Origin of the sequence: Pseudomonas citronellolis, from assembly GCF_001586155.1 — a bacterium.
Classification (GTDB): Bacteria; Pseudomonadota; Gammaproteobacteria; order Pseudomonadales; family Pseudomonadaceae; genus Pseudomonas; species Pseudomonas citronellolis.
In genome coordinates this window covers 1,541,124-1,555,397 of the sequence record NZ_CP014158.1, presented here as the reverse complement: position 1 = coordinate 1,555,397, position 14,274 = coordinate 1,541,124, and the positions used below count along the sequence as shown (strand labels likewise).

Annotated in this window: 11 protein-coding genes; 9 read left to right on the top strand and 2 right to left on the bottom strand. The window is 64.8% G+C overall.

All coding sequences use genetic code 11. The features are described from left to right. The first annotated feature begins 386 nt into the window (after positions 1–386). The 6 genes from PcP3B5_RS07045 (at position 387) to PcP3B5_RS07020 (ending at position 8,295) form a co-directional block, all read left to right on the top strand. On the top strand, positions 387–2,930 hold the full coding sequence (locus PcP3B5_RS07045) for a penicillin acylase family protein (protein ID WP_061560890.1): 2,544 nt from the start codon (positions 387–389) through the stop codon (positions 2,928–2,930). A gap of 323 nt (positions 2,931–3,253) precedes the next feature. After that, positions 3,254–4,033 (top strand): ABC transporter substrate-binding protein, encoded by a 780-nt coding sequence (locus PcP3B5_RS07040; RefSeq protein ID WP_009620702.1) that lies wholly within the window; start codon positions 3,254–3,256, stop codon positions 4,031–4,033. An 82-nt stretch (positions 4,034–4,115) separates the two neighbouring features. Continuing rightward, entirely contained in the window at positions 4,116–4,841 is a 726-nt protein-coding gene (locus tag PcP3B5_RS07035) for an ABC transporter permease (protein WP_043272507.1), read from the top strand. Then, the gene (locus PcP3B5_RS07030; protein ID WP_061560889.1) at positions 4,838–5,551 is read left to right on the top strand and encodes an ABC transporter permease; all 714 of its coding nucleotides are present in this window, start codon (positions 4,838–4,840) and stop codon (positions 5,549–5,551) included. The genes PcP3B5_RS07035 and PcP3B5_RS07030 overlap by 4 nt, the downstream gene beginning before the upstream one ends. Before the next feature lie 40 nt (positions 5,552–5,591). After that, positions 5,592–6,356: an ABC transporter ATP-binding protein gene (locus PcP3B5_RS07025; protein ID WP_009620708.1), complete on the top strand. Its 765-nt coding sequence runs from the start codon at positions 5,592–5,594 to the stop codon at positions 6,354–6,356. Between the two features lie 628 nt (positions 6,357–6,984). Beyond that, positions 6,985–8,295 (top strand): IS4 family transposase, encoded by a 1,311-nt coding sequence (locus PcP3B5_RS07020; RefSeq protein WP_043268243.1) that lies wholly within the window; start codon positions 6,985–6,987, stop codon positions 8,293–8,295. Positions 8,296–8,361: 66 nt separating this feature from the next. On the opposite strand, the gene dcd is transcribed toward PcP3B5_RS07020, so the two are convergent. Beyond that, the gene (gene dcd / locus PcP3B5_RS07015) at positions 8,362–8,928 is read right to left on the bottom strand and encodes a dCTP deaminase (RefSeq protein ID WP_009620709.1); all 567 of its coding nucleotides are present in this window, start codon (positions 8,926–8,928) and stop codon (positions 8,362–8,364) included. 331 nt (positions 8,929–9,259) lie between these two features. Here dcd and PcP3B5_RS07010 point away from each other — a divergent pair, with 331 nt between their 5' ends. Both PcP3B5_RS07010 and PcP3B5_RS07005 read left to right on the top strand, forming a co-directional pair. Next, a complete protein-coding gene (locus tag PcP3B5_RS07010; RefSeq protein WP_061560888.1) occupies positions 9,260–9,838 on the top strand; it encodes a tetratricopeptide repeat protein in 579 nt (192 codons plus the stop codon). An 81-nt stretch (positions 9,839–9,919) separates the two neighbouring features. Beyond that, positions 9,920–10,756 carry a hypothetical protein gene (locus PcP3B5_RS07005; RefSeq protein WP_061560887.1) on the top strand — a complete coding sequence of 279 codons (837 nt, stop codon included), beginning with the start codon at positions 9,920–9,922 and terminating at the stop codon, positions 10,754–10,756. Positions 10,757–10,816: 60 nt separating this feature from the next. Here the strand turns inward: PcP3B5_RS07005 and apbC are convergent, their stop codons facing one another. Further along, entirely contained in the window at positions 10,817–11,911 is a 1,095-nt protein-coding gene (gene apbC / locus PcP3B5_RS07000) for an iron-sulfur cluster carrier protein ApbC (protein ID WP_058488715.1), read from the bottom strand. A gap of 256 nt (positions 11,912–12,167) precedes the next feature. Between apbC and metG the strand changes: the two genes are divergently transcribed. After that, positions 12,168–14,201, top strand: a complete 2,034-nt coding sequence (gene metG, locus PcP3B5_RS06995; RefSeq protein ID WP_061560886.1) for a methionine--tRNA ligase — start codon at positions 12,168–12,170, stop codon at positions 14,199–14,201. Positions 14,202–14,274: the final 73 nt, after the last annotated feature.

Here is a 14,274-nt window from a genome sequence, read left to right as displayed (position 1 = left end):
GTCTTGCGCCGAGGTGCTCTTCGTAGGATGGGTTGAGCTTGCGATACCCATGCTGCCGTGGTGATGGGTATCGCTTCGCTCAACCCATCCTACGGAGCTTTCCTGGGAACTGTAGGAGCGGGCCCTGCCCGCGAATCGCGCGCAGGGCGCGCTCCTACATGGGAATGGCGCGGGTGGGGCAGCGTAGGAGCGGACTCCGTCCGCGATTGGACTCGCCGGCCACGCCGGACGCCCCGGCGGCACGAACACCCATCGCGAGCATCCCCGCGCCCACCCTCCCGAACCACCCACACCCCGCGAATTCCCTGCCCCCGCGGCTTGCGCGAAGGTGCGCGGCTCTCTAACGTAGCGGCTTTCCGCAAGCCCCTGTGCAGGAGCACACTTCCATGGCCTCGCGAGCCTTCCGCCCGCTTCCCCGACTCGGCCTCGCCGCCACCCTCAGCGCCGCCGTCAGCCTGACTGGCTGTCAGACCTGGCTGAACGACCGCTACGCCGACAGCCTGCCGCCCACCTCCGGCGTGCAACCGATCAAGGGCCTGGCCGAAAGCGTGTCGGTGCGCCGCAATGCCCTGGGCATGCCGCTGATCGAGACCAGCACCTTCCACGACGCGCTCTTCGCCATGGGCTACGTGCATGCCAGCGACCGCATCGGCCAGATGGTCGGCCTGCGCCTGATGGCCCAGGGGCGGCTGTCGGAGATGGTCGGGCCGGGAGCCCTGGAGATCGACCGCTTCATGCGCACGGTCAACCTCAGGCAGGCCGCCAATGCCCTCTACACCGGCTCCTCGCCGCGCCTGAAGCGCTTCTTCGAAACCTACGCGCGCGGCGTCAACGCCTACCTGTTCCGCTACCGCGACAAGTTGCCGATGGACATCGCCGAGTCCGGCTACCGCCCGGAATACTGGAAACCCGAGGATTCGGCGCTGGTCTTCGCCCTGCTCAACTTCGGCCTGGCGGTGAACCTGCAGGAGGAACTGGACTCGCTGGTGCTCGCGCAGAAGGTCGGCGCCGGGAAGCTCGCCTGGCTCACGCCCATCTACCCCGACGAGGAACTGCCTTTCGCCGAGGCCGACAAGCTCAAGGGCCTGAACCTCGCCGGGCAGATTCCCGGCCTGGCCGAGGTCGGTGGCGCCGCCGAGGCCGTGGCCGGGCTGCAGATGCTCGGTGTGGCCGCCTCCAACAACTGGGCCATCGCCCCACAACGCAGCCGCAGCGGCAAGAGCCTGCTGGCCAACGACACCCACCTGCCGCTGTCGATGCCGTCGATCTGGAACTTCATGCAGATCCGCTCGCCGAAGTACAGCGCCGCGGGCGTCACCATCGCCGGCGTGCCCGGCGTGGTGGCCGGCTTCAACGGCAAGCTGGCCTGGGGCATGACCATGGTCATGGGCGACAACCAGGACGTCTTCCTCGAACAGGTACGGCGCCAGGGCGGCAAGCTCTACTACCTGGCCGACGGCCAGTGGAAGCCGGCCAGCGAGCGCGTCGAGACCTTCTTCATCAAGGGCCAGCGCCCGGTGCGCGAGACCATCTACGAGACGCGCCACGGCCCACTGCTCAACAGCGCCCTGCTGGGTGCGAAGAAGAACGACCTGCAGCCACTACCGCTGTCCAGCGGCTACGGCCTGGCCTACCAGAGCATCCAGGCGGTGTCGGACAAGAGCCTGGACGCCTTCTTCGACCTGTCCCGGGCCAAGAGCGTCGAGCAGGCCTTCGACGCCACCCGCGAAGTCCGCGCCATGCCGCTGAACATCGTATTCGCCGACGAGAAGCACATCGGCTGGCAGGTCACCGGGCGCTTCCCCAACCGCAAGGACGGCCGCGGCCTGCTGCCCTCCCCCGGCTGGGACGGGCGCTACGACTGGGACGGCTATGCCGACCCGATCCTCCACCCCTCCGACCAGGACCCGCAGCAGGGCTGGCTGGGCACCGCCAACAACCGCACGGTGCAGCCCGGCTATGGCGCGCAGTTGTCCAGCTCCTGGTACTACCCCGAACGCGCCGAGCGCATCGCCCAGTTGGCCAACGCCAGCAACCGCCACGACGCGCGCAGCATGATCGCCATGCAGTACGACCAGACCACGCCCTTCGCCGCCAAGCTGCAGGGCATGCTCGACGCGCCCGGCATGGCCGCGCCGCTGAAGCAGGCGATCCAGGCGCTGCCCGAGGGCCAGCGCGAGCGCGCCCGCGAGGCCCTGGACCGGCTGATGGCCTTCGACGGCAAGCTCTCCGCCAGCTCCGCCGACGCCGCCCTCTACGAGGCCTTCCTGCAGGAAAGCGCGAAGCAGATCTTCCTCGACGAACTCGGCCCGGAAGACAGCCCGGCCTGGAAGGCCTTCGTGCAGAACGCCGACCTCTCCTACTCGGCCCAGGCCGACCACCTGCTGGGCCGCGACGACAGCCCCTTCTGGGACGACGTGAAAACGCCGCAGAAGGAAGACAAGCCAGCCATCCTCGCGCGCAGCCTGGCCGCCGCCACCGCCTTCTGCGAGCAGAAGCTGGGCAGCGACCGTCATGCCTGGCAGTGGGGCAAGCTGCACACCTACAACTGGGTCAGCGACAGCACCAAGATGGCGCCCTACCTGGACGCCGGACAGCGCGCCGGCCTGGGCGCCATCAAGGGCTACCTGGACCGCGGCCCCTACCCGGCCGGCGGCGACCACAGCACGCTGAACGTTTCCGCCTACAACTGGGGCCAGAACTTCGACACCTGGCTGATCCCGGCCATGCGCATCGTCGTCGACTTCGGCCAGAGCGAGCCCATGCTCGGGCTCAACAGCAGCGGCCAGTCCGGCAACCCGGCCAGCCCGCACTACGCCGACGGCATCGACGCCTGGCTGAAGGGCGACTACATGAGCTTCCCGTTCCAGAGCCAGAACCTCGACCGCGTCTACGGCAGCAAGCGCCTGACCCTCGTCCCGCAGAAATGAGCGCGCGGCGCGGAACTTCCGCCGCGCCGGCGGGTCGGATCTGTCGACTTACTCCATGATCATCTTCAAGGCACCCTCGGGTGCCTTTTTTTGCTGCCCACGCCACAACCGGCGCACCAGGCTGTTACCGAAAACCCCGCCTCCTCGCCCCGTCATGGGGCATCCCTTCCCCGACCGGCTGCTATACCTGTCGTAGGAACGCGCCTGTCGTCCGTCTCCTACCGCCGAGGCCCGTGGTTGCGCCTCTGGTTCGAAACTTGCTGTCACATTGATGTTATGCCTTTGGTTCCACTGCTTGAATCAACCACCAAGGATTCCAACCGATGAAAAAAGCATGGCTGACCCTCTCCGCCCTGGTGCTGCTGGCTGGCGCCGGAGCTTTGCAGGCCAAGGAATGGAAAGAAATCCGCTTCGCCACCGACCCGTCCTACGCGCCCTTCGAATCCAAGGCGCCTGACGGCAGCCTGGTCGGCTTCGACATCGATCTGGGCAACGCCATCTGCGAGCACCTGAAGGTCAAGTGCGTGTGGATGGCCAACGACTTCGACGGCATGATCCCGGGCCTGAAGGCTCGCAAGTTCGATGGCGTGATCTCCTCGATGACCGTCACCGAGGCGCGCCAGAAGGAAATCGACTTCAGCGACAAGCTGTTCACCAGCCCCACCGCGATGATCAGCAAGAAGGGTTCGGGCCTGGAGGCCACCGCCGCATCGCTCAAGGGCAAGACCGTCGGCGTCGAGCAGGGCACCATCCAGGAAACCTTCGCCAAGGCCAAGCTGGAGCCGGCCGGGGTCAACGTGAAGAGCTACCAGAACCAGGACCAGGTCTACGCCGACCTGGTGTCCGGGCGCCTGGACGTATCGCTGCAGGACATGTTGCAGGCCGAGCAGGGCTTCCTCACCACCGACCAGGGCAAGGGCTTCGAGATCAGCAAGCCGGTGCATGATCCGCTGATGCCGGCCGACATCGCCATCGGCATCAAGAAGGGCAACAACGAACTGCGCGAGATGATCAACAAGGGCATCAAGGCGATCCACGCCGACGGCACCTACGACAAGCTGCAGAAGAAATACTTCGGCGACATCGACATCTACAACGACTGACCCGCGCCCACCGTACCCGGCTGCCGTCAAGACGGCCGGGTGCGGTCTATTCTGCTGACAAGGCACAAGGAGTTTCCTGCGCATGCTCCAGGACTTCTTCCGTACCCTGGCCGAGACCATGAGCCTCAAGGGTTACGGCTCCATCCTCCTCGACGGCACCTGGATGACCGTCAAGCTGTCGATCTGCTCGCTGCTGCTGTCGGTGACCCTCGGCCTGCTGGGCGCCAGCGCCAAGCTGTCCGGCTCCAGGCTGCTGCGCTTCCCCGCCACCTGCTACACCACGCTGATCCGCGGGGTGCCCGACCTGGTGCTGATGCTGCTGATCTTCTACAGCCTGCAGACCTGGCTGGCGGACCTGACCGACTACATGGACTGGGACTACATCGAGATCGACCCCTTCAGCGCCGGCATCATCACCCTCGGCTTCATCTACGGCGCCTACTTCACCGAGACCTTCCGCGGCGCCATCCTCGCCGTGCCGCGCGGCCAGTTGGAGGCGGCCAGCGCCTACGGCCTGACGCGCCTGCAGCGCTTCCGCTTCGTGCTCTTCCCGCAGATGATGCGCTTCGCCCTGCCGGGGGTGGGCAACAACTGGATGGTGCTGATCAAATCCACCGCGCTGGTCTCCATCATCGGCCTCTCCGACGTGGTGCGCGCCGCCCAGGATGCCGGCAAGAGCAGCTACCGCCTGCTGTTCTTCCTGCTGGTGGCGGCGGCCATCTACCTGCTCTTCACCACCGTCTCCAACATCGTGCTCAACGCCCTTGAGCGCCGCTACGCCATCGGCGTGCGCGAGGCCCTGCGATGATCGAGTTGCTGCAGCAGTACGGCAAGGCCTTCCTCTGGAACGACGGCTACCACATCACCGGCCTGGCCATGACGCTCTGGCTGCTGACGGTGTCCATCGCCTTCGGCTTCACCTTCGCCATTCCCCTGTCCATCGCCCGCGTCTCGCGCAACCCGCTGCTGCGCTGGCCGGTGCAGTTCTACACCTACGTGTTCCGCGGCACGCCGCTCTACATCCAGTTGCTGGTCTGCTACACCGGCATCTACAGCGTGGCGGCGGTGCGCGAGCAGCCGATCCTCGACGCCTTCTTCCGCAACGGCCTGAACTGCACGCTGCTGGCCTTCGCCCTGAACACCTGCGCCTACACCACCGAGATATTCGCCGGGGCCATCCGCAACATCGCCCACGGCGAGGTGGAAGCGGCCCGCGCCTACGGCCTGAGCGGCTGGCGCCTGTACCGCTACGTGATCATGCCCTCGGCGCTGCGCCGCGCGCTGCCCTACTACAGCAACGAGGTGATCCTCATGCTGCACTCCACTACCGTGGCCTTCACCGCCACGGTGCCGGACATCATGAAGATCGCCCGCGACGCCAACGCCGCCACCTTCCTCTCCTTCCAGTCCTTCGGCATAGCCGCGGCGCTGTACCTGGTGACCTCCTTCACCCTGGTCGGCCTGTTCCGCCTCGCCGAACGCCGCTGGCTGGCCTTCCTCGGCCCCAGCCATGGCTGAACCCATCCCGGCCGCGCGGCGGTCGTAACCTGAGGACTCCATGACCACACTGAAGATCGAAGGCCTGTACAAGCGCTACGGCGACAACGAGGTGCTCAAGGGCGTGTCCCTGGAGACCCGCACCGGCGACGTGGTGAGCATGATCGGCGCCAGCGGCTCGGGAAAGAGCACCTTCCTGCGCTGCATCAACTTCCTCGAACAGCCCGACGAAGGCCGCATGAGCCTGGATGGCGAGGAAATCCGCATGGTCGCCAGCCCCGGCGGCATGCGCGTGGCCGACGCGGCGCAGTTGCAGCGCATCCGCACGCGCCTGGCCATGGTGTTCCAGCACTTCAACCTGTGGAGCCACATGACGGTGCTGGAGAACGTCACCCTGGCCCCGCGCCGCGTCCTGGGCGTGGAGCGCAAGGAAGCCGAGGAACGCGCGCGCAGCTACCTGGCCAAGGTCGGCCTGCCGACCCAGGTGGAGGACAAGTACCCGGCCTTCCTCTCCGGCGGCCAGCAGCAGCGCGTGGCCATCGCCCGCGCCCTGGCCATGGAGCCGGAGATCATGCTGTTCGACGAACCCACCTCGGCGCTGGACCCGGAACTGGTGGGCGAGGTGCTCAAGGTGATCAAGGCCCTGGCCGAGGAAGGCCGCACCATGATCCTGGTGACCCACGAAATGGCCTTCGCCCGCGAGGTCTCCAGCCAGGTGCTGTTCCTCCACCAAGGCCGCGTCGAGGAACAGGGGCCGCCGCAGGAGGTGCTGGGCCAGCCGAAGAGCGAGCGGTTGCGGCAGTTTCTCAGTGGGAATCTGAAGTAGGGGTGGTGCCAGGCTCGGCGCTGGCGTGCCATCGGAATCCGTTCCCCTCACCCCAGCCCTCTCCCGGAGGGAGAGGGGGCTTGTCCCGAGCAGGTTGAAGGTCAGGAGTCAGCCGGCAACTTGTAGGCTTGCAGGGAGCGATGTAGCCCCGCTTCACACCGAACGGTCCCCTCTCCCGCTTGCGGGGGAGGGTTAGGGAGGGGGAGCGGCGTCGAGCCCGGCTCCGTCGTGTCGTCGAAGTCCGTCCCCTCTCCCCAGCCCTCTCCCTGAGGGGAGAGGGGGCTTGTCCTGAGCAGGTTGAAGGTCAGGAGTCAGCCGGCAACGCCATAGTCTCGCAGCGATGTAGCCCCGCTTCACACCGAACGGTCCCCTCTCCCGCTTGCGGGGGAGGGTTAGGGAGGGGGAACGGGGCCAAGCCCAGCGCCGGCGTATCGTCGAAGTCCGTCCCCTCTCCCCAGCCCTCTCCCTGAAGGGAGAGGGAGCTTGTCCTGAGCAGGCTGAAGGTCAAGAGTCAGCCGGCAACAAAAAACCGGGCCAGAGCCTAATGCCAGTCAGTTAAGGCTGACACATTGACCTTTAGTCTGCAGGCCGCAAAATCCGATGCTTGGAAACGAGCATCGGATTTTTTATGCGCCTGTCACAAGCCCTGTCCCTCACTCACGAAATGGCATCGCGGCCTCATGCGCTGGAGGGGCTGGGAGCTTTGCTCGATCCAGACATCGTGAAACAGGCTTTCGAGACTGCAGGTGTCTCGACCATTCGCAAGCGTCGTCTTCCGCTTGAAAGCCTGGTGTGGTGCATCATCGGCATGGCGTTGTTCCGCCGGATGTCGGCTTGGGATGTCGTGAACCACATGGACATCATGCTACCGGGCAAGCGGCCGCTGGTGGCGCCCAGCGCTGTTGTGCAAGGGCGGCAGCGGCTGGGTAGCGAAGCTGTACGCGAAGTCTTTACGCTGACCCAGCAGCGATGGCACGAAGAAACCAAACATCCGCAGTGGTTGGGATTGACGCTGCTTGGCGTGGACGGCGTTGTCTGGAATACGCCTGATACCGCAGAAAATCGTGCGTGCTACGGCAGCGCGACCAACCAGCATGGTGACGGCAGCTTTCCTCAAGTTCGGATGGTCTGTCAGATGGAGCTGACCAGCCATCTACTGATAAGCAGCACTTTCGAGGGCTATCACAGTAGCGAAATGAAGCTGGCAGAACAGCTGATCGCCACCACGCCGAATCATTCGTTGACCCTGTTCGACAAAGGTTTCTACTCGTTGGGCTTGCTGCATCACTGGCAATCGCACGGCGAGCATCGACACTGGCTGATCCCTTTGAAAAAGGGCACTCAGTATGAGGTAGAGCACAAGCTTGGGCGCAATGATGCCCAGGTCGTTCTGCGTACATCGCCTCAGGCTCGCAAACAATGGCCAGACTTGCCGTTGGAAATTCGAGCGAGGTTGCTGAGCAAAACGATCAAAGGAAAGGTGGTGAGCGTCTTGACCTCAATGACCGATCCGCTGCGTTTCCCTGGCGATGAGATCGTCGATCTTTACAGTCAGCGCTGGGAAATCGAACTGGGCTATCGGGAGATCAAGCAAGGACTTTTGGGCGGCGAATACACCCTGAGAAGCAAGACTCCGGAGATGATTGCGCAAGAACTGTGGGGCGTGCTGCTGGGCTACAACCTGTTACGTTATCAGATGGTACAGATGTCGAGGCAGTGCCCGGGGGTATACCCATGCGAAATGAGTTTTACCGCCTGCAGTTGGGCAATCCTGGGCTTGCTGCATGGCACGTCGCTGAACCATCCCGGTAACTTGCCAGGATTTCTGGCAGATTTGCAGGCCTCAGCGGCGCAGTATGTCCTACCTCATCGGCGACCTGATCGCTGGTTCCCGAGAACGGTGAAGCAGCGACCAGCAAAATATTCGACACGAAAATGAAAATGCCAGTCAGCTTAACTGACTGGCATTAGGGCCAGAGCCCGGTTTCTCGCATCGCCTCAAGCCTCAAGCCTTGGGCAATGTCACCCCAGTCTGCCCCTGGTACTTGCCCCCACGATCCTTGTACGACACTTCGCAAGCCTCGTCCGACTGCAGGAACAGCATCTGCGCCACGCCCTCGTGGGCGTAGATCTTCGCCGGCAGGTTGGTGGTGTTGGAGAACTCCAGGGTCACGTGGCCTTCCCACTCCGGCTCCAGCGGGGTGACGTTGACGATGATGCCGCAGCGCGCGTAGGTGCTCTTGCCCAGGCAGATGGTCAGCACGTCGCGGGGGATGCGGAAGTACTCCACGGTGCGCGCCAGGGCGAAGGAGTTCGGCGGGATGATGCAGACGTCGCTGTTGATGTCGACGAAGCTCTTCTCGTCGAAGTTCTTCGGGTCCACCACCGCCGAGTGGATGTTGGTGAACACCTTGAACTCGGCCGCGCAGCGCACATCGTAGCCGTAGCTGGAGACGCCGTAGGAGATCACCCGGCTGTCGTCGGCGCCGCGCACCTGGCGCTCGACGAAGGGCTCGATCATCCCGTGCTCCAGGGCCATGCGGCGAATCCACTTGTCCGATTTGATGCTCATGGCGGGCGTCCCGTAGCTGCTGAAAAAGAAACGCGAATCTTACCGGCAGCGCCCGTCGGCAGCAAAGGCTGCATGACCAACGTCGAGAACACGTTGCGCACAGGGCCGCCGAAGACCTTCCAGCAATGCACGAATGCAGGCCACGAGAGTAGCGGGCCAACGCGTATTTCAGATATTGCCGAGATACTTCCGAATTTTTAAGAAAAATCTCACAAGACTCAAAAGAAACCTCACCTGCACCTTGAACCGGACGTGAAAGATACTTTGTCCCCTGCCCCGCCATAAGTTGCCTACAGCGGAAATCACAATAAACGCCCCGCAGGGAACTCCCATGAATCCAAAGATTCCCCTCCTGCTGTTTCCCTTGTTGCTGATTGCGTGCACGACAAACGACCCGAAACCGGTTTGCGATGAACAAGGCTGTGGAGCACAACAGCCCCCAGCGTCATCCTCAGTTGCCGGCAATGACTCCACGGATATCGACGCGGACCGAGCCTCGAGCGCGCTCCTGTCCCTCGCCGCCACCGACCCGCGCGCGGCCTACGACCTGGGGCTGCGCTATTTCCGCGGCGATGGCGTGGCCCAGGACAGCTACCAGGCGCTGCAGTGGATGCGCAGCGCCGCGGAGCGCGGGGACCTGGAGGCGCAGAAGGCCCTCGGCGGCCTCTACCTGGGCGGCCTCGAGGAAATGGGCGCCGACCCGCAGGAAGCCGAGAAATGGCTGGCGATGGCCGCGGGCCGAGGCGACCAGGAGTCGATGCAACTCCTGGCCCAGGCCCGCGCCGCCAAAAGTTCCGAAGCCGCCTATTTCAAGTGGAAGACCGATTGGCGGGAAATGACCCTGCGCTATTGGTACTCGGCCTATCCCTATCGCAGTTATTGGCGGGATGACGACTGGCACTGGCGCTAGCTGGAAGTCACAAGTCGAAAGTTTCCGCAACGGCAACTGGCAGAAGAACAAACACCCCCCAACACCAAACGGCAAAACAACATGAAATCAAAATCGAAGAGCATTGTTAAATACATGCTGGGCGCGGCCATTGCCGGCACATTGAATGGATGCGCGGCACTGGGCGGGGGGTTGCTCTCGCCGGGGGGACAGCATGCCGGGGTTTCCGGCGCGGCGGCCGGCGGCAACAGCAACGGCGCGCAGCAATCGCTGCAGCGCTGCGACAGGCCACTGGGCACCATCGCCGTGGACGACGGGCGCGAGGCCGACTGGTACGGCCCCTTCGGCAGCGCCACGCAGATGACCTCCATCGAACCCCTGCTGCGCCTGGCGGTACAGCAATCGAACTGCTTCGTCATCACCTCGATCGGCAACCAGCGATCCGACGCCCGCCTCTCGCGCATCACCGAGATACAGCGGCTATCCGGCGAATACCGCGCCGGTTCGAAACAGCACAAGGGCCAGCGGGTCGCCGCCGACTATTACCTGGAACCGCAGATCATCATCAACGACTCCGCCATTGGCGGCCTGGCCGGAACCCTCGGCGGGCTGATCGGCAACGCCGCCATCGGCCAACTCGCCGGCGCGCTGCAAACCAAGGCCTCGGTGGTCACGCTCTCGCTGTTCGACATTCGCTCCTCGGTGCAGATCGCCGCAGCCGAAGGCAACTCGACCGCGACCAACTACGGAGCCGCGCTGGCCGGCTTCGGCGGTGGCGTCGGCGGGGGGCTGGGCGGCTTTTCCCGCACGCCCGAAGGCAAGGCCACGGTGGTCGCCTTCATCGATGCCTGGAACAAGATGGTCGTGTCCCTGCAGGACTACAAGGCCCAGAGCGTCGAGGGCGGACTCGGCCGTGGCGGCAAGCTGAAGGTCAACTGAGGCCACCGCGGCCATGGCGTCCGGCAAATGACGAGCGCGGCCGCCAGGCCGCGCCCTTGATCAGTCCTCGCTGATGGAGATGCTCGGCATCGCCGGCGCGTCCTTCTCGCTCAGGGCGATGCGCGCGCCCACGCAGCGGGCCATTTCCTGGTAGATCATCGCCAGTTGGCTTTCCGGGTCGGCGATCACCGTCGGCTTGCCGCCGTCGGCCTGCATGCGGATGGCCATGGACAGCGGCAGCGAAGCCAGCAGTTCCACGCCGTACTGCGCCGCCAGCTTCTCGCCGCCGCCCTCGCCGAACAGGTGCTCGGCGTGGCCGCAGTTGGAGCAGATGTGCACCGCCATGTTCTCCACCACGCCCAGCACCGGGATGTTGACCTTGCGGAACATCTCCACGCCCTTCTTCGCATCGAGCAGGGCCAGGTCCTGCGGGGTGGTGACGATCACCGCGCCGGCCACCGGGACCTTCTGCGCCAGGGTCAGCTGGATGTCGCCGGTACCCGGCGGCATGTCTATCACCAGGTAGTCCAGGTCGTTCCAGGCGGTCTGGGTGATCAGTTGCAGCAGCGCGCCGGAAACCATCGGCCCGCGCCACACCACCGGGGTGTTGTCGTCGGTGAGGAAGGCCATGGACATGACTTCCACACCATGAGCCTCCAGCGGCACGAACCACTTCTGCTCGCGCACCTTCGGCCGGGTGCCCTCGGGAATGCCGAACATGATGCCCTGGCTGGGGCCGTAGATGTCGGCGTCGAGGATGCCCACCTTGGCCCCTTCGCGGGCCAGCGCCAGGGCCAGGTTGGCGGCGGTGGTGGACTTGCCCACGCCGCCCTTGCCGGAGGCCACGGCGATGATGTTCTTCACGTTGCTCATGCCCGGCACCTGGGCCTGGGCCTTGTGCGCGGCGATCTTCACGTCCACCTTCACCTGGGCCGAGTCCACGCCGTCGAGGGCTTCCAGGGCCATCTGCACGGTCTGCGCCAGGCCATTCCTGAACAGGCCGCAGGCGTAGCCCAGCTCCAGGCCCAGGGCGATGCGCCCGCCCTGGATGTCGAGGTCGCGCAGGTAGCCGGCGTCGAGCAGGTTCTGGCCGGTATGCGGGTCGGTGATCTGGCGGAGGACGGCCTCCACCGTGGCGCGGGTGACGACGCTCATGGGTTCTCCCGAAAAAAGGCTGAGCACGGTAGGCGGGAATATTAACAGCAGCGGCAGGCTATAGGTTGCAGGCTTCGGGCTTCGGGCTTCGGGCTTCAGGCTTCAGGCTTCAGGCTTCAGGCTTCAAGCTTCAGGCTTCAGGCTTCAGACTTCAGGCACCGATCGCTCTTCGCTCCTACCTGTAGCCTATAGCCTGCTGCCTGCAGCCTGTTATAGTTACCGACTTCCCTCGTTTTGCCCCAATGGCCTGAGCATCATGTCCGAAAACCGCCAGATCCTCGTCACCAGCGCCCTGCCCTACGCCAACGGCTCCATTCACCTGGGCCACATGCTGGAATACATCCAGACCGACATCTGGGTGCGTTTCCAGAAGATGCGTGGCAACCAGGCGGTGTACGTCTGCGCGGACGATGCCCACGGCTCGGCCATCATGCTGCGCGCCGAGCGCGAAGGCATCACCTCGGAACAGCTGATCGACGCCGTGCGCGCCGAGCACATGACCGACTTCGCCGACTTCCTGGTGGACTTCGACAACTACTACTCGACCCATTCGCAAGAGAACCGCGAGCTGTCCTCGGCCATCTACCTGAAGCTGCGCGACGCCGGGCACATCGCCACGCGCCCGGTGACCCAGTACTTCGACCCGGAAAAGCAGATGTTCCTGGCCGACCGCTTCATCAAGGGCACCTGCCCGAAGTGCGGCACCGCCGACCAGTACGGCGACAACTGCGAAGCCTGCGGCGCCACCTACTCGCCCACCGAGCTGAAGGACCCGAAGTCGGCCATCTCCGGCGCCACCCCGGTGCTCAAGGAGTCGCTGCACTACTTCTTCAAGCTCCCGGACTTCGACGCCATGCTCAAGCAGTGGACGCGCAGCGGCGCGCTGCAGGAGTCGGTGGCCAACAAGATCGCCGAATGGCTGGACGCCGGCCTGCAGGAATGGGACATCTCCCGTGACGCGCCCTACTTCGGCTTCGAGATCCCCGAGGCCCCGGGCAAGTACTTCTACGTCTGGCTGGACGCGCCCATCGGCTACATGGCCAGCTTCAAGAACCTCTGCGCGCGCCGCCCGGAGCTGGACTTCGACACCTTCTGGAACAAGGATTCCAAGGCCGAGCTGTACCACTTCATCGGCAAGGACATCGTCAACTTCCACGCGCTGTTCTGGCCGGCCATGCTCGAAGGCGCCGGCTACCGCAAGCCCACCGCGCTGAACGTGCACGGCTACCTGACCGTCAACGGCCAGAAGATGTCCAAGTCCCGCGGCACCTTCGTCAAGGCGCGCACCTACCTGGACCACCTGGACCCGGAATACCTGCGCTACTACTACGCCTCCAAGCTCGGCCGCGGCGTCGACGACCTCGACCTGAACCTCGAGGACTTCGTGCAGAAGGTCAACTCCGACCTGGTCGGCAAGGTGGTCAACATCGCCAGCCGTTGCGCCGGCTTCATCCACAAGGGCAACGCCGGCGTGCTGGTGGACGCCGACCCGGCGCCGGAACTGGTCGCAGCCTTCAAGGCCGCCGCGCCGAGCATCGCCGCCGCCTACGAAGCCCGCGACTTCGGCCGCGCCATGCGCGAAATCATGGCCCTGGCCGACCAGGCCAACGCCTGGATCGCCGACAAGGCGCCCTGGGCGCTGAACAAGCAGGAAGGCAAGCAGGCCGAGATCCAGGCCATCTGCGCCCTGGGCGTGAACCTGTTCCGCCAGTTGGTGATCTTCCTCAAGCCGGTGCTGCCGAAGCTGGCCGAGGCCGCCGAAGCCTTCCTCAACGTCGCCCCGCTGAAGTGGAGCGACCACGAGCAACTGCTGGCCAACCACCAGTTGAACCCGTTCAACCCGCTGATGACCCGTATCGAGCCCGCGAAAATCGAAGCCATGATCGAAGCCTCCAAGGAAGACCTCGCCGCCGCCAACAAACCCGCTGGCAACGGCGAACTGGTGAAGGACCCGCTGGCCGCGGAAATCAACTTCGACGCCTTCGCCGCCGTCGACCTGCGCATCGCGCTGATCGAGAAGTGCGAGTTCGTCGAGGGCGCCGACAAGCTGCTGCGCCTGTCCCTGGACATCGGCGACGAGAAGCGCAACGTGTTCTCCGGCATCAAGAGCGCCTACCCGGACCCGAGCAAGCTCGAAGGCCGCCTGACCCTGTACGTGGCCAACCTGGCCCCGCGCAAGATGAAGTTCGGCGTCTCCGAAGGCATGGTCCTGGCCGCCGGCCCCGGCGGCGAGGAAATCTACCTGCTCAGCCCGGACAGCGGCGCCAAGCCGGGCCAGCGCGTGAAGTAAGCGGCACGCGCCGAACGCGACGCCGGCCCCGGGGCCGGCGTCGTCGTTTCTGCCTTGCCCGGGCAAGACCATG